We start from the raw sequence: 19,622 nt of genomic DNA on the forward strand, positions 1-19,622 counted from the left end.
CTGTTAACCCCCTGCTAACCCCTCATAAAAATAGTGTTACTCCTTTTTTAATTCGGAATCTGATGTTAACTTGTTAATTATTTACTCCTGAAGAAGCAAGTTACAAGTAGGTTTTATATTTGATACACATGTCCGATAAAGATAGGCGAGCAGAATTAAATACGTTTATGCAATGTATCTGTCGTGTTCATTATTTAAAATGATACCTTTTTTGTGACTAAAATTCATTCCTAAATCATTTGGTCTTTTCGTACCTTTATCCCAATGACCGATATTCAAAAGAGATTCGACCGTATACTTGCTATTTACATGCATCTACAGGCAAAACCTGTGGTCACTGCCGCCGCTTTGGCAGAACGTTATGAAGTTAGTCAGCGTACGATTTATCGTGATATCAGATCCCTGCTGCAAGCTGGAATTCCGATTTATGGTGAAGCGGGAAGCGGTTATTCTTTGGTGGAGGGATATAAGATGCCGCCCCTACAATTTACCCGAGAGGAGGCATTGAGTTTTGTGGCAGCGGAGAAACTGGTGGAAAAGTATACAGATCGGAATCTTGCGCATCATTTTACCACGGCATTACTGAAGATGAAAGCCATATTACGGGTTAATGAAAAGGAACAGGTGGCCTTAGTAGGGGATAACTTTCTGGTGCGCGGTGGGCGTCATCAATTCAATGAGAAGCTAACCCATGGCACGAATATATTGATTGAAAGTATCGCTGCAAAGAAATGTGTGGAAATCTATTATTCCAAACCTTCCGATAAAACTCCAGAAAGGCGTGAAATCGAAGCTGTGGGTATTTTTGTGGAGAGCAAATTTTGGTATGTCCTTGCTTTTTGTAGATTACGGAAAGATTATAGGCAATTCCGTTTGGATAGAATAAACAATATTAGAATACTTGCCGATGACTTTGCAAAGGAGCATCCTGAACTTTCATCTTTTCTGAATAAACGTCATGACGTTCCCACGACAAAAGTTGTCGTGCAAGTGGACAAGGATATGGCCCGCTATATGGAATGGGATCGTCACTATTTTGGTTTCCAAAAAGAAACGGTCACCGATGATTATGTAGAGATGCATTTCGAATGCATTAATATGGAGAACGGCTTTGCGCGCTGGTATCTGATGTTTGCCGATAAAGGAACAATTATTGAACCCGAATCGTTAAAAGAGGTGGTAAAGCGGCTGCTCTCAACTGCATTGGAGCAGGTTTAGTCAAAAACGACGAAATCAAGCTTTCAGCTATTGTACGCAAAAAAACTTGTTCGGCTGAAAGGACAGGTACCGAACAAGTCATTTGTAGGCTGTACTAAAATAAGCTTCAGCGCGCTGTTAAGAAGGAATTTTCATTGAAGACATGATCTATTGAACCTCTTTCCCAAAAAAATGGAGGTTCTATTCCAAGTAATCTTAGATAAACAAATCCCTGACCGCGGTGGTGGATCTCATTGTCGATAAAGTAAAATATGCTGTGGATAATGGGCGATTTGTATTGGCCGAATAGGTTGAACTCTTCGGCAAAGCGCTCTTCAGAGATTTGATTGAACAGTTCACTGATCTGAGGAGTAGCTTCATCCCAGGCCTGAAGCAATTGTGCTTTGGTTGAATAACTGAAATTTTCGTTCAGTTCACCACTTTTATTATTCACAATCTCCCGGAGACCTGGTACAGCAATACCTAATAGTTCTTTAATGATATCTGCAAAAGTGCGCATGCCTTCTACTTTATAGTTGAACAATTCCTGTTCTGGAAATTTTTCAATAGTCTGTCTCGTTAGATTTCTGTGACCTAACCAATGCTGAAGTAGCTCGTTCTTGGAAATGATTTCTGTTTTCATGATGCTCGTATTTAAAGTTTTTAGTAAGCAATACATCGCCTTCTGCGTTGTATGACAGTTCAAAATTACTGCAGCTTGTGACAGCTGTATGGCAGTATAAATTCGGAATACTAATTTTATTTTTTTGGAGCAGCATTTATTTGATGTAGGGAATGTTGTGCGGATAAATCGCAAAATAGGAGGGTGGGATAAAAAGAAGTAGAAAATAAAAAAAATAATTCACTAATTATTTGACAGTTATAAAAATGTTTGTAACTTTGCAGTCCCTTAATGGGGATAGTATGTCTTGAGCGAAGCCCTACTGCTTCGAAGGACTTTTAATTAATTAATTTACAACATGTCAGGTATTATTGGAAAAAAAGTAGGAATGACGAGCCTGTTTAACGCTGATGGGAAAAATATTCCTTGTACAGTGATTCAGGCTGGGCCGTGCGTGGTTACGCAGATACGTACGGAAGAAAAGGATGGCTACTCGGCAATTCAACTTGGTTTCGACGAAGCTAAGGAGAAAAACACGACAGCTCCTTTGAAAGGGCACTTTGCGAAAGCAAACACAACGCCTAAGCGTAAGTTGGTAGAGTTTAAAACTTTCCCAGATGCAAAACAACTTGGTGACGTAGTTGACGTTACTCTTTTTGAAGAAGGTGAGTACGTAGATGTAGTTGGTACTTCAAAAGGTAAAGGTTTCCAAGGTGTAATGAAACGTCATGGATTTGGTGGTGTAGGTGGTGCGACTCACGGTCAGCACAACAGATTACGCGCTCCGGGTTCATTAGGTGCTTCATCATGGCCTTCGCGCGTATTCAAAGGTATGCGCATGGCTGGTCGTACAGGTGGTGACAGAGTTAAAGTTCAAAACTTACAGGTGTTGAAAGTTTACGCTGAGCAAAACCTTATCGTTGTTAGTGGTTCCATTCCAGGAGCTAAAGGTTCTTATGTAATCGTAGACAAATAGTAGAGATGGAAGTTAAAGTTTTAAATTTATCAGGTAAAGAAACAGGTGCCAAGGTGCAACTTCCTGAGTCGGTATTTGGGTTAGAGCCTAACGATCATGCGATCTATTTGGATGTGAAACAATACTTAGCGAACCAACGCCAAGGAACTCACAAATCTAAACAACGTAACGAAATCGCGGGTTCTACTCGTAAATTACACAAACAAAAAGGTACTGGTGGTGCTCGTGCGGGTTCTATCAAATCTCCATTGTTTAATGGTGGTGGTCGTGTATTCGGTCCTCAACCTCGTGACTACTCGTTCAAATTGAACAAAAAATTGAAACAAGTGGCACGTAAATCAGCGTTATCTTACAAAGCAAAAGATAATAACATTGTGGTATTGGATGAAGTAAAATTCGATGCTATCAAAACTAAAAATTATGTTGCTTTAATAAATGCGTTGAACGTAGCTGATGAGAAAACATTGTTGGTATTGCCAGCTTACGATGAAATTGTTTATAAATCAAGCAGAAACTTGAAAAAAGCAAAAGTTATTGTTGCATCTGACTTAAATACATATGATGTATTAAATGCAACAAAATTATTGTTGACTACAGATTCTGTTAAAACTTTGGAGGAAGCATTAGCTAAGTAATATGGAAATTATTAAAAAACCTATCTTGACTGAGAAAGCTTCTTTGTTAACGGAAAAATTAAACCGTTACGCTTTCAAAGTAGATCACAGAGCAAACAAAATCCAGATTAAAGCAGCTGTTGAGGCTATGTTTGGTGTTACAGTTCTTGCTGTAAACACTGCAGTAGTAGCTGGTAAAGCAAAAAGCCGTTACACAAAAGCAGGTTTCGTATCTGGTAGAGCTCCTAAGTATAAAAAGGCTGTCATTACTATTAAAGACGGCGAAACTATTGACTTTTACAGTACTATATAATAAAAAATGGCAGTTAAAAGATTCAAACCGGTAACCCCTGGTACTCGTTTTAGAGTAGGCGCTGACTACTCTGATGTTACTACAAACGTTCCTGAAAAATCGTTAGTAGTAAAAATCAACAAGAAATCAGGCGGTCGTAATAACTCCGGTAAAATGACTATGCGTTATCTCGGTGGGGGACATAAAAAAGTATACCGATTAATTGATTTCAAACGCGATAAAAAAGATATCCCTGCAAAAGTAGCTACTATCGAGTACGATCCAAATCGTACTGCTCGTATTGCCTTGTTGCATTACGCTGATGGTGAAAAACGTTACATCCTTGCTCCAGCTGGTTTAGTAGTTGGTCAAACTGTAATCGCAGGTGATAAAGTTGCCCCAGAAGTTGGTAATACATTACCATTAGCAAACATTCCATTGGGTTCTATCATCCACAACATTGAATTAAATCCTGGTCAAGGTGGTTCAATTGCTCGTTCGGCTGGTACTTATGCTCAATTGTCTGCTCGTGACGGTAAATATGCCATCATCAAATTACCTTCAGGCGAAACACGTATGATCTTATTGACTTGTGTTGCTACAATTGGTTCGGTATCGAACCATGAAAGATCTAACCAAGTGTTAGGTAAAGCAGGTCGCAAACGTTGGTTAGGTCGTCGTCCAAGAGTTCGTGGTGTTGCGATGAACCCAGTAGATCACCCTATGGGTGGTGGTGAAGGCCGTACTTCAGGAGGTCACCCACGCTCACGTACAGGTGTATTAGCTAAAGGCTTCAAAACACGTTACAAGAAGAAAACATCGAATCGTTACATCATTGAGAGAAGGAAAAAATAATGGCTCGTTCAATTAAAAAAGGTCCTTATATCGATCACAACTTAGAAAGAAAAGTTCTTTCTATGAATGAAACTAACAAAAAGTCAGTTATCAAAACATGGTCTCGTAGATCAATGATTTCACCTGATTTTGTTGGCCATACCTTCGCAGTGCACAACGGGAACAAATTTATCCCTGTTTATGTAACAGAAAATATGGTAGGTCACAAGCTTGGTGAATTCGCGCCTACGCGTACATTCAGAGGCCACGCAGAAAAGAAAAAATAATAGGTAATGGAAGCAACAAAAAAACTTAAAAAGTCTGTCTTAATTAGACAACGCAAAGAGCAAGAGAAAGCTCAAAAAGGAGGAGCTTCGGATGCCAAATTATTGAACTGCCCTACTTCGCCTCGTAAGATGCGTTTAGTGGTAGACTTAATTCGCGGTCAACGTGTGGAAAATGCATTATACATTTTGAAACACTCAAGTAAAGAAGCTGCTGCTCGTGTAGAAAAATTATTATTATCTGCAATCAAAAACTGGGAAGCCAAAAACGAAGGTAAATCAGTGGAAGAAAGCGAACTAATTGTAAAAGAAGTATCAGTAGGTGGCGGTCGTCAATTGAAAAGATTGCGCCCAGCTCCTCAAGGTCGCGGATACAGAGTTCGTAAACGTTCAAATCACGTTACGTTGGTAGTTGATAGCAAATTAAACGTTGAACAAAACTAATTTATTGAGAAATGGGACAAAAAGCAAATCCAATAGGTAGCAGATTAGGAATCATCAAAGGTTGGGATTCTAACTGGTTCGGAGGTAAAAACTATTCCGATAAATTAGTTGAAGACGAAAAAATCAGAAAATATCTTTCTGTTCGTATTGCAAAAGGTGGTGTAGCTAAAGTTGTTATCGAAAGAACTTTAAAACGTATCACTGTTACAATTCACACTGCTCGTCCAGGTATCGTTATCGGTAAAGGTGGTCAAGAAGTTGACAAGATCAAAGAAGAGTTGAAAAAACTGACTAAAAAGGATGTTCAAATCAACATTTTCGAGATCAAACGCCCTGAGTTAGATGCGAAGTTAGTAGCTGAAGGTGTCGCTAAACAATTAGAGGCACGTATTTCATTCCGTCGTGCAATGAAAACTTCAATCGCTTCTACAATGCGTATGGGTGCAGAAGGTATCAAAATCATGTGTTCTGGTCGTTTAGGTGGTGCTGAAATGGCGCGTACTGAACAATACAAAGAAGGAAGAACTCCTTTACACACATTGCGTGCTGATATCGACTACGCTTTAGCTGAAGCATTGACTACATACGGTAAAATTGGTATCAAAGTTTGGATCTGTAAAGGTGAGGTTTACGGTAAACGTGACTTATCTCCAAACATTGGTCAAGCATCTGGTGTAAAATCACGTGGCAACCACGAAGGTGGTGGCGAACGTCGTGACAACCGTAACAACAAAGGTGGTCGCGGTGGAAATAACCGTGGTGGAAACAACCGTGGTGGAAGCAACCGTGGTCCGAAAAAAGATTAATAGTTATTTAGATTACAACAAAAACCTGCTGAAAAAGCAGATTTAAAAAGTATACGAACATGTTACAGCCAAAAAGAACGAAGTTCAGAAAGATGCAGAAAGGCCGCATGAAAGGTAACGCTTCTCGTGGAGCGGAGTTAGCTTTCGGTTCTTTCGGTATCAAAACAATGGAGCAAGCATGGATCACTAGTCGTCAAATCGAGGCAGCTCGTATTGCGGTTACACGTTATATGAAACGTGAAGGTCAAGTTTGGATTCGTATTTTCCCTGACAAACCTGTTACGAAAAAACCTGCAGAGGTACGTATGGGTAAAGGTAAGGGTGCTCCAGAATACTGGGTAGCAGTAGTACGCCCAGGCCGTATGTTATTTGAAGCAGAAGGTGTGCCTTTGGAAATTGCCAAAGAAGCTTTACGCCTTGCAGCTCAAAAACTTCCGGTTCAAACTAAGTTTGTGATTCGTAGAGACTACGTTGAAGCATAAAAATCTTGGTAATGTCATCATTTAAGCGTTAGGGCCGTTACCCCTAACGCTATATATAAAACGATGATAACCCAAATAACAACTGAAAAAACATGAAAAATTCAGAAATTTTAGAATTATCTAATGAGGACTTAAAAGCTCGTCTTGTAGAAGAGAAAACAGCCCTTACAAAATTGAAATTTGCACATGCTGTTTCAGCTATTGAGAACCCTAACGTGATCAAAGCAGCACGCAAAACTATCGCTCGTATCAGTACAGAGATCAGTGCACGCAAAGCTGCAGCTAAAAATGAAACAGCCTCTGAGGCGTAAAATTTAAAGTCGAAATGGAAAGAAATTTAAGAAAAACAAGAATCGGCTTAGTAGTTAGCAACAAGATGGACAAATCTATCGTGGTATCAGTGGAACGTAAAGTGAAACACCCGATCTATGGTAAGTTCGTTAAAAAAACTACTAAATTTAAAGCTCATGACGAAACTAATACCTGCGGTATCGGCGATACGGTATTAATCATGGAAACTCGTCCGCTGAGTAAAACAAAAAACTGGAGATTAGTAGAAATTATAGAAAGAGCTAAATAACATGGTACAACAAGAATCAAGACTTAATGTAGCTGACAATAGCGGTGCTAAACAAGTTTTAGTAATCCGTGTATTGGGCGGTACGCGCAAGCGTTATGCATCAATCGGAGATAAGATTGTTGTATCGGTGAAAAGCGCTATGCCTTCAGGAAACGTGAAAAAGGGTTCCGTTTCTAAAGCAGTAGTCGTTAGAACGAAAAAGGAAATCCGTCGTAAAGATGGTTCATATATCCGTTTCGATGACAACGCCGCTGTATTATTAAATAATAATGATGAACCACGTGGTACACGTATCTTTGGCCCTGTTGCTAGAGAGTTGCGTGAGAAACAGTTCATGAAAATTGTATCATTAGCACCGGAGGTTTTATAATTATGGCACAGAAAACAAAAACAACTACGCACAAAATCAAAATTAAAAAAGGTGATTTAGTGAAAGTTATCGCTGGTAACTCTAAAGGTGTTCAAGGAAAAGTATTAACTGTTTTAGTGGATAAAAATAGAGCTATCGTTGAGGGCGCTAACATCGTAAAAAAACACACTAAACCAAGTGCAGCTAATCCTAATGGTGGTATCATTGAGAAAGAAGCTGGTATTCACATCTCTAATTTAGCTGTTATCGATCCTAAAACAGGTGCAACTACACGTGTAGGTCGTAAGTTAAACGCAGATGGTAAATTAGTTCGTTACGCTAAAAAATCAGGGGAGGAAATTAAATAATGACTTACGTACCAAGATTAAAAGTGAAATATGCGGAGGAAATCCGTAAAGCACTTCAAGAAAAATTTCAGTATAAAAGTATTATGCAGGTTCCTAAACTTGAGAAAATTGTTGTTTCACAAGGTGTAGGAGCTGCAACAGCTGACAAAAAATTAATCGATAACGCTATTGCTGAGTTGACTTTAATCACAGGTCAACAAGCTGTTGCTACAAAATCGAAAAAAGATATTTCAAACTTTAAATTACGTAAAGGTATGCCTGTAGGGGCACGTGTTACTTTGCGTGACAATAATATGTTTGAATTCTTGGATCGTTTAGTAGCTGTATCGCTTCCACGTATTCGTGACTTCCGCGGTATCAACGATAAAGGCTTTGACGGACGTGGTAACTATAACTTAGGTATCACTGAGCAAATCATTTTCCCTGAGATCAACATTGATAAAATCAACAAGATCCAAGGTATGGATATCACTTTCGTGACTTCTGCTCAAAATGATGTTGAAGCTTTAGAATTGTTGAAACAATTCGGTTTACCATTTAAAAATCAAAATACTAATAACAATGGCTAAAGAAGGATTAAAAGCACGCGAAGTAAAACGCGCTAAATTGGTAGCTAAATATGCAGCAAAACGTGCAGAATTAAAAGCTGCTGGCGATTACGTTGCATTAGATAAATTGCCTAAAAATGCTTCTCCAGTACGTTTACACAACCGTTGTAAATTGACTGGCCGTCCTAAAGGATATATGCGTCAATTCGGTATCTCTCGTGTAACATTCCGTGAGATGGCTTTAGATGGCAAAATCCCAGGGGTGAAAAAAGCTTCTTGGTAATTAAAAAAAAATACTTAATTTTGCCCGGGCAATTCAATTTAGGATTGCCGGGGTTTTTGCATTTTAAAATTGTTTAACAGATAGAAGGTCCCATACCAATGGTTGGGAGGGAAACCGCTGTCACAAATTTTCATATATAATGACTACAGATCCAATTGCGGATTACCTTACACGAGTAAGGAATGCCATCAAGGCCAACCACAGGGTTGTTGAAATTCCTGCATCGAACCTTAAAAAAGAGATCACGAAAGTTCTTTTTGACAAAGGTTACATTGCTAATTACAAATTCGATGAGAATGGCGTACAGGGTACGATCAAAATCGCATTGAAATATAATCCAATTAGCAAAATTCCGGCTATTCGTACGTTGACACGTGTGAGTAAACCTGGTTTAAGAAAGTATGCAAGCGTTGATACTATGCCTCGTGTTTTGAACGGTTTAGGTATTGCTATCTTGTCAACATCTAAAGGTGTAATGACAGATAAGGAAGCTAGACTTCAAAATGTTGGTGGTGAAGTTTTATGTTACGTTTATTAATCTAGGTAAAAGCACAAAGAAATGTCAAGAATTGGAAAAGCGCCTATCGCTATCCCTGCTGGGGTAACTGTTACTATTTCGGACAAAAACTTAGTTTCAGTAAAAGGTCCTAAAGGCGAATTAACACAACAAGTTGATCGTGACATCACGATTGCTCAAGAAGAGGGCAATATCGTTGTAACACGTCCAACTGATCAAAAGAAACACAAAGCATTACACGGTCTATACCGTTCCCTGTTGGCTAACATGGTTCACGGTGTGACTGAAGGTTACAAAACTACGCAAGAGTTAGTCGGTGTGGGTTACCGTGCTTCAAGTACTGGTAATGTATTAGAGTTAACTTTAGGTTTCTCTCACCAGATTGTTTTTGTATTGCCAAAAGAGGTTAAAGTATCAACTACTGCTGATAAAGGTAAAAACCCTACAATCACTTTGGAGTGTGCTGACAAACAATTGATCGGACAGGTAGCGGCAAAAATCCGTGGCTTCCGTAAACCAGAACCTTACAAAGGAAAAGGTGTTAAGTTTGCAGGTGAAGTATTGAGAAGAAAAGCAGGTAAATCAGCTAAAAAATAATAATCATGGCAGGACAAAAAGCATCTCGTAGAGAGAGAATCAAAAAAGGAATCAGAAAAAACCTTGCTGGAACGTCTGAACGTCCACGTTTATCGGTTTTTAGAAGTAACAAAGGTATCTATGCGCAAATCATTGACGACAATGCAGGTAAAACATTAGTTGCTGCATCTAGCTTGTCAAAAGAGTTTGTTGCATCTGGTAACAAGGTTGATCAATCTAAAGCTGTAGGTAAATTAGTGGCTGAAAAAGCATTAGCAGCAGGTATTAATAAAGTAGTTTTTGACCGTAATGGGTACTTATACCATGGCCGTATCAAATCTTTGGCTGAAGGTGCTCGCGAAGGCGGTTTAGACTTTTAATCATAGAAAGAAATGGCATTAAGCAATATAAAAAGAGTAAAATCAAGCGAAATTGAATTAAAAGATCGCTTAGTAAGTATCCAACGTGTAGCTAAAGTTACTAAAGGTGGTCGTACTTTCAGCTTCTCTGCAATTGTTGTAGTAGGTGATGAAAACGGTATTGTTGGTTACGGTTTAGGTAAAGCTAAAGAGGTAACAGAAGCAATCACGAAAGGTATTGACGACGCAAAGAAAAATTTGGTGAAAGTTCCTATTATCAAAGGTACTGTTCCACATGAGCAATATGGTAAATATTCTGGTGGTTCAGTTTTGGTTAAACCAGCTATCGCAGGTACAGGAGTTTTAGCCGGTGGTGCAATGCGCGCAGTATTGGAGTCTGCTGGTATCAAAGACGTATTGGCTAAATCATTAGGTTCTTCTAACCCACACAACGTGGTAAAAGCAACTGTAACAGCTTTAGCAAGCATGCGCGATGCATATACAGTAGCCCAACACCGCGGTGTCGATTTAAATAAAGTATTTAACGGTTAATTATCATGGCAAAAATTAAAATCACCCAGATAAAGAGCGTTATCGACAGAAGCGAGCGCCAAAAGAAAACTATTGAGGCATTGGGTTTGAAAAGAATCAACCACTCAGTAGAAGTTGAAGCTACTCCATCAATTATTGGAATGGTACGTAAAGTAAACCATTTAGTAGCTATCGAAACTATTTAATATTAGCATATGGAAGAGGTCTTTGGGCTTCTTCCATTACTTGTTATTAATAATCATTATTTTTTAATCGCTAGTACCTGTTTAGTGAGAGCGAAGGGCTAGCACAATTTAGTTTAAAATGAACTTAAGTAATTTAAAACCTGCAAAAGGTGCAGTAAAAAGTAGCAAACGTATTGGCCGTGGTACTGGTTCTGGTCGTGGTGGTACTTCAACACGTGGTCACAAAGGTGCTGGTTCTCGTTCAGGTCACTCTACGAAAATCGGTTTCGAAGGTGGTCAAATGCCTTTGCAACGTCGTGTGCCTAAATTTGGTTTCAAAAACATCAACCGTGTTGAGTATAATGGTGTAAACTTAGATACTTTACAAGCGTTGATCGAGAAACACAATTTAACAGCTGTAGATTTCGACGCATTGAAAGCTCATGGTTTAGTGTCTAAAAATGACAAAGTTAAAATCTTGGGTCGCGGTGAGTTGAAAGCTAAAGTTGAAGTAACAGCGCACGCGTTTACTGCTTCTGCTCAAAAAGCGATTGAAGCTGCAGGCGGTTCTATCGTTAAAATTTAATAAATGAAGAAACTAATCACAACCTTAACCAATATTTGGAAAATCGATGATTTACGTACGCGTATTTTAAATACCTTACTTTTTCTTTTGATTTACCGTATTGGATGTCACGTGGTATTACCAGGTGTAAATCCTCATGCTTTGGCTTCTGGTCAAAAAGAGGGTTTATTGGGCTTATTGGATATGTTTGCGGGGGGATCTTTCTCTCGTTCGGCTATCTTTGCTTTAGGGGTAATGCCATATATCTCGGCATCCATTGTTGTTCAATTGCTGGGCATCGCGGTTCCTTACTTCCAAAAGATGCAGAAAGAAGGGGAAAGTGGTCGTCAAAAAATGAATCAGATTACTCGCTATTTAACTTTAGGGATTACTTTGCTTCAGGCTTTTGCTTATGTACGTACTCAAATCGAGCCAAGTGCTAAGACAATCGCAGACCCATTATTCACTATTCTAACTGCCATAGTTTTGACAGGCGGTACTTTATTTGTGATGTGGTTAGGGGAAAAAATTACGGATAAAGGTATCGGTAATGGTATTTCTTTGATCATCATGACAGGTATTATCGCTCAATTGCCAAGTGGTATCACTGCGGAATGGGTTTCTAGAATGGCGAAAGGTGGTGGTGGTCCAATTCCATTGTTGCTTGAATTTGTGGCGTTATTCTTTGTTGTGATCTTTACGATCTTGATCGTACAGGGTGTTCGTAAGATTCCTGTACAATACGCGAAGAAAATCGTTGGAAACAAGCAAGTCGGTGGAGTACGTCAGTATATACCCTTAAAGGTAAATGCTGCAGGTGTAATGCCTATCATTTTTGCACAGGCAATTATGTTTGTGCCGATGAGTTTAGGACAATTCTTCCCAAATATTCAGTCGGAATTTTTGACTTCGTTGAGTAACTATACTTCTGTTGCATACAACGTGACATTTGCGGTGTTAATTATCGCATTTACGTTTTTCTATACAGCAATTATGGTGAATCCGCAACAGATGTCGGATGACATGAAGAAAAATGGAGGTTTTGTTCCAGGTATTAAACCCGGATTGGAAACTAGTAATTTTATAGACCGCGTAATATCAAATATTACATTTCCAGGTGCAATTTTCTTAGCGATTATCGCTATTCTACCTGCTATTGCAAGTTTGTTTGGTATTAATAATCAATTTGCGCACTTCTACGGTGGTACGTCATTATTGATTTTAGTAGGTGTGGTGTTGGATACTTTGCAACAGATCGAATCTCATTTGTTGATGCGTCATTACGATGGATTAATGAAAACAGGTCGTATTAAAGGTCGTTCGGCCGCGTCTGTTGAGGGAATGGATCATTCGGCAATTTAATTTCTTTAGATGTCTAAAGTATTTTATAAGTCAGCAGAAGATATAGAGCAATTGCGGAAGTCAGCAGATGTGCTTTCGCAATTGCTTGGTGAAATCGCAAAAGTGATTAAGCCTGGGGTAAAGACTATATCTCTTGATAAATTAGCTTATGAGTATATCCATGATAACGGTGGAACGCCTGCGTTCCTAAATTATCACGGATTTCCATATTCTTTGTGTATATCTGTTAACGATCAAATTGTACACGGTTTTCCAAGCGATTATGAAATTAAAGATGGAGATCTTGTTTCGGTCGATGGTGGTGTCAATTTGAATGGGTTTATCAGTGATTCAGCGTATACCTTTGGTGTAGGCGAGATATCTGAGGAAGCTCAGTTGTTATTGGATGTAACAAAAGAATCATTGTACAAAGGTGTTGAACAGGCTGTGGCTGGTAAACGTGTTGGAGATATTTCTTCGGCTGTTCAGGAGTACGTAAACAAATTCGGATTCGGAATTGTTCGCGAGCTAGTTGGACACGGAGTAGGGTACCACTTACATGAAAAACCTGAAGTTCCCAACTACGGAAAACGTGGTGCTGGTCCTAAATTGGAAGAAGGTTTGGTTATTTGTATCGAACCGATGATCAATGCGGGGCGCGCAGGTGTTCGTTTTTGGGATGATGGTTGGACAGTAAGTACAGTGGATGGGAAATTATCGGCGCACTTCGAACAGATGGTTGCAATCCGAAAAGGAGAACCAGATGTGTTGCTGACATTCGAACATGTAGAGAAAGTTTTGGGTAAAAAGTAATTGGTTTTCAATTATTTTTATTTATCTTTGCACTCCTGTTCGCAGGCTTTTAAATTAAATTTAATCGAGAATATATGGCTAAACAAGCCTCAATAGAACAAGACGGTATAATTAGAGAGGCACTTTCTAATGCTATGTTTAGGGTAGAGTTGGAAAATGGACATGAAATCATTGCCCATATTTCTGGTAAAATGCGTATGCACTATATCAAAATTTTACCTGGTGATAAAGTTAAATTGGAAATGTCTCCGTATGATTTGACTAAAGGAAGGATTACTTATCGCTATAAATAGCTGTAAGTCCTTGTATTAGCGCAAGCTTTTGAAAAAATAAATATCATGAAAGTAAGAGCATCAATAAAAAAACGTAGCGCGGACTGTAAGATCATCCGTCGTAAAGGTAAAGTTTTTGTAATCAACAAAAAGAACCCAAAGTTTAAACAACGTCAGGGTTAATTCATTTAAAAAATAATAGCTTAATATTATATGGCAAGGATAGCAGGTATTGATTTACCTAAAAACAAAAGAGGTGTGATCGGCCTTACCTATATTTTTGGTATCGGTCGTACAAGAGCTGAATATATCTTGGAAAAAGCTGGTATCAGCGAAGATGTGAAGGTACAAGAGTGGAATGATGAACAATTGGCAGCAATTCGTACCATCATTAACGACGAATTGAAAGTTGAAGGTGCATTGCGTTCTGAAATTCAATTAAACATCAAACGTTTAATGGATATCGGTTGTTACCGCGGATTGCGTCACCGTAAACACTTACCAGTTCGTGGTCAACGTACTAAAAACAACTCACGTACTCGTAAAGGTAAACGTAAGACAGTTGCAAACAAGAAAAAAGCTACTAAATAATAAATAAGAAATGGCTAAAACTAAAAAAGCTGCAAAAAAGCGTATCGTTGTTATCGAACCTGTAGGTCAGGCTCACATTAACGCAACGTTTAACAATATCATTGTAACTTTGACAAATAATCAAGGTCAAACTATTTCTTGGTCTAGTGCTGGTAAAATGGGTTTCCGTGGTTCTAAAAAGAACACTCCATACGCTGCTGGTCAAGCTGCACAAGACTGTGGAAAAGTTGCTCACGACTTGGGTTTACGTAAAGTTGAAGTGTTTGTTAAAGGACCTGGTGCTGGTCGTGAATCAGCAATCAGAACATTGCAAACAGTAGGAATCGATGTGACTACTATTAAAGATATCACTCCACTTCCTCACAACGGTTGTCGTCCTCCAAAACGCAGAAGAGTTTAATTAATTTAAAGATAAGATTCATCGGCTATAGGCTGATAGATACTTTAATTGTAAAAGAAAATGGCTAGATATACAGGACCTAAGTCCAAAATTGCCCGTAAATTTAGAGAGCCGATCTTCGGCCCAGATAAAGCGTTAGAAAAGAAAAATTACCCTCCTGGACAGCACGGAGCTTCTAAACGCAGAGGTAAACAATCTGAATATGCTATTCAGTTGTTAGAAAAACAAAAAGCAAAATACACTTACGGTGTATTGGAGCGTCAGTTCTCAAACCTATTTGTTAAAGCTGCCTCTAAACAAGGTATTACAGGTGAGATCTTCTTGAAATTGTTAGAAGCTCGCTTGGATAACGTAGTTTACCGTTTAGGTATCGCTACTTCTCGTGCCGCTGCTCGTCAGTTGGTATCCCATAAACACGTTACTGTTAACGGCGAAGTTGTTAACATTCCATCATATAGCTTGCGTCCAGGTGACGTTGTAGCAGTTCGTGAACGTTCTCAAACACTTGAAGCCATCACAAATTCAGTTGCAGGTCGTACTGTAAACAAATTTTCTTGGTTAGAGTGGAATGCGAAAGAATTGACAGGTACTTTCTTAAGCTATCCAGAAAGAGCTGACATTCCTGAAAACATCAAAGAGAACTTAATCGTTGAGTTATACTCTAAATAATAAATAAAATAGAAGAATGCATAGTCCAGTTTTTGGGGTATGCATCTTCTATTGTATTACAATTATTATTACAAATAAAACATTAAAAGAAAATAAATGGCAATTTTAGCATTTCAAAGACCGGATAAAGTTATCATGCAAAAATCTACGGATTTTGATGGTACGTTTGAATTTCGTCCATTGGAGCCTGGTTTTGGTGTAACCATTGGTAATGCTTTGCGCCGTATTCTATTGTCCTCTTTAGAAGGATATGCAATTACGTCGATAAGGTTTTCTGGCGTTTCGCACGAATTTTCAACGATCAAAGGTGTTGTTGAAGACGTAACTGAAATTATCTTGAACTTGAAACAAATTCGTTTCAAAAAAACAGGTGAGATTGGTGACAACGAAAAGGTATTTGTAGTAATCAATGGTCAAGAGCAGTTCTTAGCTGGTGATATCACAAAATTCTCTAATAACTTTACGGTCTTAAACCCAGACATGGTAATCTGTAACATGGATAATTCAGTGACAATTGAATTGGAATTGAGTATTGCCAAAGGTCGTGGATACGTAAATGCTGATGAGAATAAAGTTGTTGATGCTCCAGTAGGTGTTATCGCAATCGATTCGATCTTTACTCCGATCAAGAATGTTAAATATACCATTGAGAATTACCGTGTAGAGCAAAAAACTGACTACGAGAAATTGTTGTTGGATATCTCTACTGATGGCTCAATTCACCCCGAAGAAGCTTTGAAAGAAGCTGCTAAGATCTTAATTCAACACTTTATTTTATTCTCTGATGAGAATATGCTTCTTGAGTCTCAAACGAAAGAAGAAACTAAAGTTGTTGACGAAGAAATCTTACATATGCGTAAGATCTTGAAAACAGAATTAGTAGATCTTGATCTTTCAGTTCGTGCATTGAACTGTTTGAAAGCTGCGGATATTCGCACATTGGCTGAGTTAGTAACTTATGACGTAGCTGATATGTTGAAATTCAGAAACTTCGGTAAAAAATCGTTAAGTGAAATCCAAGAGTTGGTTAAATCGAAAGGTTTATCATTCGGAATGAACTTGGCAAAATACAAATTAGACGAAGAATAATAATTTATTAAGCGACCACTAGTCGTAATTCCTTTTGGCTGTCTGGATATGTGATGTTCACATAAATGGCATATACAAAAACGGTACGATTAGTATAATAAAATCAAAATGAGACACGGAAAAAAAGTAAATCACTTAGGCCGTACGGATAGCCATAGAAAAGCAATGTTGGCTAACATGGCAACATCATTAATCCTACACAAACGTATTACAACTACTTTGGCTAAAGCTAAAGCATTACGTACGTATGTTGAGCCTTTGATTACTAAATCTAAAAACGACACAACACACTCTCGTCGTACAGTATTCGCTTATTTGAAAGATAAAGACGCTGTTTCTATCTTATTCCGCGAAATTTCTGAAAAAGTAGCTAACCGTCCAGGTGGTTACACTCGTATCATCAAAATGGAAAACCGTTTAGGTGATAACGCGGAAATGGCTTTCATCGAACTAGTTGATTACAACGAAATCTACGGTAAAAAAGCTGCTGCTGCTGAGAAAAAAGCTACTCGTCGTCGTGGTGGTGCTAAAAAAGCTGCTACTGCTGAAACTGAAGCTCCTGCAGAAGTTAAAGCTGAAGTAGAAGGTGAAGAAAAAGTAGACGGAGAATAGTCTTCTTCTGATCTAGCATAAAAAAGTCCTCTTTTTAAGGGGACTTTTTTTATTTTATGACCATTCCTACCGTTATAACTAATATATTTGTATTGCTAAAATCTGATAGCTTTTTCTATTACTAGCTATTTCGTTTATCAATCTATAATTCATTAAGATGAAACCATTTGATGTTTATCCCATTAATCCCATTAACATAATAAAGGCTAATGGATCAACGGTGTGGGATGCCGAAGGAAATGCTTACTTGGACTTGTATGGTGGCCATGCTGTGATATCGATCGGACACACGCACCCACATTATGTACAACGCATCACAGAACAATTGAACCGTATTGGGTTCTATTCCAACTCTGTCGAGATTCCAATTCAGCGTGAACTTGCCCGATTGTTAGGGGAAGTTTCGGGAAAGGTTGATTATGATTTATTTCTTTGCAATTCGGGTGCGGAAGCAAACGAAAACGCATTGAAGCTGGCTTCTTTTTACAATAAGCGGAAAAAGGTCGTAGCGTTTTCAAAAGCTTTTCATGGAAGAACCTCATTGGCCGTAGCGGCAACAGATAACCCGAGTATCGTGGCTCCTGTCAACGAGACCGATAATATTGTATTTCTTCCTTTCAATGATGAAGCGGCTTTAACGGAGGCTTTCGCATCATATGGTAATGAAATTTCATCTGTTATCGTAGAAAGTATTCAGGGCGTAGGTGGAATCAGGGAAGCGTCAGTATCGTTTCTTCAGTTGATTCGCTCTCTTTCTGATCAATATAATGCCTTGTTTATTGCAGATGAAGTACAATGTGGGTATGGAAGAACAGGCTTATTCTATGCGCAGGATTATTCGGGCGTTGAAGCCGATATTTACACGATGGCAAAAGGGATGGGCAATGGTTTTCCAATTGGTGCAATCAGTATATCGCCCAAATTTAAGGCGACTTACGGGAGTCTGGGAACGACATTTGGTGGCAATCATCTCGCATGTGCTGCCGCACTGGCTGTATTGGAAGTTATCCAACAAGATAAGTTGATGGAGAATGCGGCGCAAGTCGGACAATATCTTATTGATGAGCTTAAACAAATCGAAGATATTGTTGAAGTGAGGGGAAGAGGATTAATGATCGGTATAGAACTACCTGAATCTTTGGCTCATGTAAAGAAAGATCTTTTGCTAAAGAACCGTATCTTTACAGGGGAGGCTAAACCTTTCGTAATTCGCTTGTTGCCTGCTTTGAATATTACGAAAGATCATGCTGATCAGTTTTTATCAGCATTGAAAGCACATATCAAAGCAGTAACGGTTGCATAGAACCTTAAAGCTGTCGATTAAATTGTCCAACAGCCGCACGTTGGCTAGTGTAAATTTGATTGCGCTGTAGTAGTTAGAATATATACTGAGTGTGACAGGCCTATTGATTGCCCGTTGAAAATACACTCGAATTAATAGATATAGATGAAAAAGTTTTTCTCTGTTAAGGATGTGTCTAGTGTAGCAGACGTTGTTCAAGAAGCGTTAGCTTTGAAAGCGGCACCATATGACAATCAGGACCTTGGTCAACATAAAACGTTGGGACTTGTATTTTTGAATCCGAGTTTGCGTACGCGTTTGAGCACACAAAAAGCGGCAATGAATTTGGGCATGAATGTGATGGTCATGAATATGGATAAAGATGGTTGGGCGCTTGAAACACAGGATGGTGTTGTGATGAACGGGACAACTGTTGAACATATCCGCGAGGCCGCTGCTGTTATGGGCGAGTATTGTGATATTTTGGGACTACGTTCCTTTCCAAAATTGAAAGATCGTGAAGAGGATTATAGCGAAGACCTGTTCAACAAATTCATTAAGTACTGTGGTGTTCCTGTTGTTTCCTTAGAGAGTGCAACACGCCATCCACTGCAGAGTTTGACAGATATGATTACCATCACTGAGTACAAGAAGACTGAAAAGCCGAAAGTGGTATTGGCTTGGGCCCCACACGTTAAGGCATTACCTCAGGCAGTACCTAATTCTTTCGCAGAATGGATGTGCAAAGCACAAGAAGAGGGATTGGTCGATTTTACGATAGCTCAGCCTATGGGCTATGAGTTAAGTGAAGAATTTACCGCTGGAGCAACCATATCTAATAATCTTGGGGAAAGTTTAAAGAATGCTGATTTTGTCTATGTGAAAAACTGGTCTTCTTATCAAGAATATGGCGAGGTATATGGTGTTGATGAAGATTGGATGATGGATAACAAGAAGCTCAATTTGACGAATGATGCCAAAGTAATGCATTGTTTGCCAGTACGAAGAGATCTTGAATTGTCTTCTGAGATTTTAGATGGACCAAATTCACTCGTGATTAAAGAGGCTAGCAACCGCGTATGGGCTGCTCAGGTTGTTTTGAAACGTATGTTAGAGGATTTGGCATAGTCCAATCCTATAA

General features: G+C 38.8%; 33 protein-coding genes. 32 read left to right on the forward strand and 1 reads right to left on the reverse strand.

The genetic code is table 11. The features are described 5' to 3' along the window. The first annotated feature begins 264 nt into the window (after positions 1-264). The gene (locus B3E92_RS17110; protein WP_070570417.1) at positions 265-1,218 is read left to right on the forward strand and encodes a helix-turn-helix transcriptional regulator; all 954 of its coding nucleotides are present in this window, start codon (positions 265-267) and stop codon (positions 1,216-1,218) included. A 106-nt stretch (positions 1,219-1,324) separates the two neighbouring features. Here the strand turns inward: B3E92_RS17110 and B3E92_RS17115 are convergent, their stop codons facing one another. Then, on the reverse strand, positions 1,325-1,840 hold the full coding sequence (locus B3E92_RS17115; protein WP_286897659.1) for a DinB family protein: 516 nt from the start codon (positions 1,838-1,840) through the stop codon (positions 1,325-1,327). Positions 1,841-2,177: 337 nt separating this feature from the next. Here B3E92_RS17115 and rplC point away from each other — a divergent pair, with 337 nt between their 5' ends. From rplC to B3E92_RS17270, 31 genes are all read left to right on the forward strand, one after another. After that, positions 2,178-2,795, forward strand: a complete 618-nt coding sequence (gene rplC / locus B3E92_RS17120) for a 50S ribosomal protein L3 (protein ID WP_046674864.1) — start codon at positions 2,178-2,180, stop codon at positions 2,793-2,795. A gap of 5 nt (positions 2,796-2,800) precedes the next feature. Further along, positions 2,801-3,430, forward strand: coding sequence for a 50S ribosomal protein L4 (rplD, locus tag B3E92_RS17125; protein ID WP_070570413.1), 630 nt, complete (start codon positions 2,801-2,803; stop codon positions 3,428-3,430). A 1-nt stretch (position 3,431) separates the two neighbouring features. Then, positions 3,432-3,722, forward strand: coding sequence for a 50S ribosomal protein L23 (gene rplW / locus B3E92_RS17130; RefSeq protein ID WP_046674866.1), 291 nt, complete (start codon positions 3,432-3,434; stop codon positions 3,720-3,722). Between the two features lie 6 nt (positions 3,723-3,728). Continuing rightward, the gene (gene rplB / locus B3E92_RS17135; protein ID WP_070570410.1) at positions 3,729-4,556 is read left to right on the forward strand and encodes a 50S ribosomal protein L2; all 828 of its coding nucleotides are present in this window, start codon (positions 3,729-3,731) and stop codon (positions 4,554-4,556) included. Then, entirely contained in the window at positions 4,556-4,822 is a 267-nt protein-coding gene (gene rpsS, locus B3E92_RS17140; RefSeq protein ID WP_002997495.1) for a 30S ribosomal protein S19, read from the forward strand. The genes rplB and rpsS overlap by 1 nt, the downstream gene beginning before the upstream one ends. A 6-nt stretch (positions 4,823-4,828) precedes the next feature. Continuing rightward, entirely contained in the window at positions 4,829-5,263 is a 435-nt protein-coding gene (rplV, locus tag B3E92_RS17145; protein ID WP_070570408.1) for a 50S ribosomal protein L22, read from the forward strand. A gap of 11 nt (positions 5,264-5,274) precedes the next feature. Further along, positions 5,275-6,069, forward strand: a complete 795-nt coding sequence (gene rpsC, locus B3E92_RS17150) for a 30S ribosomal protein S3 (protein ID WP_046674869.1) — start codon at positions 5,275-5,277, stop codon at positions 6,067-6,069. A gap of 59 nt (positions 6,070-6,128) precedes the next feature. Then, positions 6,129-6,551 carry a 50S ribosomal protein L16 gene (rplP, locus tag B3E92_RS17155; RefSeq protein WP_046674870.1) on the forward strand — a complete coding sequence of 141 codons (423 nt, stop codon included), beginning with the start codon at positions 6,129-6,131 and terminating at the stop codon, positions 6,549-6,551. Positions 6,552-6,643: 92 nt separating this feature from the next. Beyond that, on the forward strand, positions 6,644-6,862 hold the full coding sequence (rpmC, locus tag B3E92_RS17160) for a 50S ribosomal protein L29 (RefSeq protein WP_046674871.1): 219 nt from the start codon (positions 6,644-6,646) through the stop codon (positions 6,860-6,862). A 14-nt stretch (positions 6,863-6,876) separates the two neighbouring features. Continuing rightward, on the forward strand, positions 6,877-7,131 hold the full coding sequence (rpsQ, locus tag B3E92_RS17165) for a 30S ribosomal protein S17 (protein WP_046674872.1): 255 nt from the start codon (positions 6,877-6,879) through the stop codon (positions 7,129-7,131). 1 nt (position 7,132) lies between these two features. Then, positions 7,133-7,501: a 50S ribosomal protein L14 gene (gene rplN / locus B3E92_RS17170; RefSeq protein ID WP_046674873.1), complete on the forward strand. Its 369-nt coding sequence runs from the start codon at positions 7,133-7,135 to the stop codon at positions 7,499-7,501. A 2-nt stretch (positions 7,502-7,503) separates the two neighbouring features. After that, positions 7,504-7,848 carry a 50S ribosomal protein L24 gene (rplX, locus tag B3E92_RS17175; protein ID WP_070570406.1) on the forward strand — a complete coding sequence of 115 codons (345 nt, stop codon included), beginning with the start codon at positions 7,504-7,506 and terminating at the stop codon, positions 7,846-7,848. Continuing rightward, positions 7,848-8,417, forward strand: coding sequence for a 50S ribosomal protein L5 (gene rplE, locus B3E92_RS17180; protein ID WP_046674875.1), 570 nt, complete (start codon positions 7,848-7,850; stop codon positions 8,415-8,417). The genes rplX and rplE overlap by 1 nt, the downstream gene beginning before the upstream one ends. Beyond that, positions 8,410-8,679: a 30S ribosomal protein S14 gene (gene rpsN, locus B3E92_RS17185; protein ID WP_028071569.1), complete on the forward strand. Its 270-nt coding sequence runs from the start codon at positions 8,410-8,412 to the stop codon at positions 8,677-8,679. The genes rplE and rpsN overlap by 8 nt, the downstream gene beginning before the upstream one ends. A gap of 136 nt (positions 8,680-8,815) precedes the next feature. After that, positions 8,816-9,217 carry a 30S ribosomal protein S8 gene (gene rpsH / locus B3E92_RS17190; protein WP_223584601.1) on the forward strand — a complete coding sequence of 134 codons (402 nt, stop codon included), beginning with the start codon at positions 8,816-8,818 and terminating at the stop codon, positions 9,215-9,217. A 21-nt stretch (positions 9,218-9,238) separates the two neighbouring features. Continuing rightward, a complete protein-coding gene (rplF, locus tag B3E92_RS17195; RefSeq protein WP_070570404.1) occupies positions 9,239-9,793 on the forward strand; it encodes a 50S ribosomal protein L6 in 555 nt (184 codons plus the stop codon). After that, complete coding sequence (gene rplR / locus B3E92_RS17200) at positions 9,790-10,152, forward strand: 50S ribosomal protein L18 (RefSeq protein WP_172462327.1); 363 nt, start codon at positions 9,790-9,792, stop codon at positions 10,150-10,152. Before rplF ends, rplR begins: the two co-directional genes overlap by 4 nt. Before the next feature lie 27 nt (positions 10,153-10,179). Beyond that, a complete protein-coding gene (gene rpsE, locus B3E92_RS17205) occupies positions 10,180-10,683 on the forward strand; it encodes a 30S ribosomal protein S5 (protein WP_302622686.1) in 504 nt (167 codons plus the stop codon). A 5-nt stretch (positions 10,684-10,688) separates the two neighbouring features. Beyond that, positions 10,689-10,868, forward strand: a complete 180-nt coding sequence (gene rpmD / locus B3E92_RS17210; protein WP_046674880.1) for a 50S ribosomal protein L30 — start codon at positions 10,689-10,691, stop codon at positions 10,866-10,868. A 118-nt stretch (positions 10,869-10,986) separates the two neighbouring features. Then, positions 10,987-11,433 carry a 50S ribosomal protein L15 gene (rplO, locus tag B3E92_RS17215; RefSeq protein WP_070570400.1) on the forward strand — a complete coding sequence of 149 codons (447 nt, stop codon included), beginning with the start codon at positions 10,987-10,989 and terminating at the stop codon, positions 11,431-11,433. 3 nt (positions 11,434-11,436) lie between these two features. Then, on the forward strand, positions 11,437-12,774 hold the full coding sequence (gene secY / locus B3E92_RS17220) for a preprotein translocase subunit SecY (protein WP_070570398.1): 1,338 nt from the start codon (positions 11,437-11,439) through the stop codon (positions 12,772-12,774). Between the two features lie 9 nt (positions 12,775-12,783). After that, entirely contained in the window at positions 12,784-13,566 is a 783-nt protein-coding gene (map, locus tag B3E92_RS17225; RefSeq protein WP_070570396.1) for a type I methionyl aminopeptidase, read from the forward strand. Positions 13,567-13,640: 74 nt separating this feature from the next. After that, positions 13,641-13,859, forward strand: a complete 219-nt coding sequence (gene infA, locus B3E92_RS17230) for a translation initiation factor IF-1 (protein WP_002997456.1) — start codon at positions 13,641-13,643, stop codon at positions 13,857-13,859. Between the two features lie 45 nt (positions 13,860-13,904). Then, entirely contained in the window at positions 13,905-14,021 is a 117-nt protein-coding gene (ykgO, locus tag B3E92_RS17235; RefSeq protein ID WP_013665024.1) for a type B 50S ribosomal protein L36, read from the forward strand. A 30-nt stretch (positions 14,022-14,051) separates the two neighbouring features. Further along, positions 14,052-14,429, forward strand: coding sequence for a 30S ribosomal protein S13 (gene rpsM, locus B3E92_RS17240; RefSeq protein ID WP_046674884.1), 378 nt, complete (start codon positions 14,052-14,054; stop codon positions 14,427-14,429). Positions 14,430-14,439: 10 nt separating this feature from the next. Beyond that, positions 14,440-14,829, forward strand: coding sequence for a 30S ribosomal protein S11 (gene rpsK / locus B3E92_RS17245; protein ID WP_046674885.1), 390 nt, complete (start codon positions 14,440-14,442; stop codon positions 14,827-14,829). Positions 14,830-14,889: 60 nt separating this feature from the next. Continuing rightward, a complete protein-coding gene (rpsD, locus tag B3E92_RS17250; RefSeq protein WP_046674886.1) occupies positions 14,890-15,498 on the forward strand; it encodes a 30S ribosomal protein S4 in 609 nt (202 codons plus the stop codon). Between the two features lie 96 nt (positions 15,499-15,594). Then, positions 15,595-16,587 (forward strand): DNA-directed RNA polymerase subunit alpha, encoded by a 993-nt coding sequence (locus B3E92_RS17255; RefSeq protein ID WP_046674887.1) that lies wholly within the window; start codon positions 15,595-15,597, stop codon positions 16,585-16,587. A 108-nt stretch (positions 16,588-16,695) separates the two neighbouring features. Continuing rightward, positions 16,696-17,199 carry a 50S ribosomal protein L17 gene (rplQ, locus tag B3E92_RS17260; protein WP_070570394.1) on the forward strand — a complete coding sequence of 168 codons (504 nt, stop codon included), beginning with the start codon at positions 16,696-16,698 and terminating at the stop codon, positions 17,197-17,199. Positions 17,200-17,356: 157 nt separating this feature from the next. After that, positions 17,357-18,502 carry an aspartate aminotransferase family protein gene (locus B3E92_RS17265; RefSeq protein WP_286710239.1) on the forward strand — a complete coding sequence of 382 codons (1,146 nt, stop codon included), beginning with the start codon at positions 17,357-17,359 and terminating at the stop codon, positions 18,500-18,502. Between the two features lie 144 nt (positions 18,503-18,646). Then, on the forward strand, positions 18,647-19,609 hold the full coding sequence (locus B3E92_RS17270) for an acetylornithine carbamoyltransferase (RefSeq protein ID WP_070570390.1): 963 nt from the start codon (positions 18,647-18,649) through the stop codon (positions 19,607-19,609). The last annotated feature ends 13 nt before the right edge of the window (positions 19,610-19,622 follow it).

This window comes from Sphingobacterium sp. UBA6317 (assembly GCF_002440385.1).
Classification (GTDB): domain Bacteria; phylum Bacteroidota; class Bacteroidia; order Sphingobacteriales; family Sphingobacteriaceae; genus Sphingobacterium; species Sphingobacterium multivorum.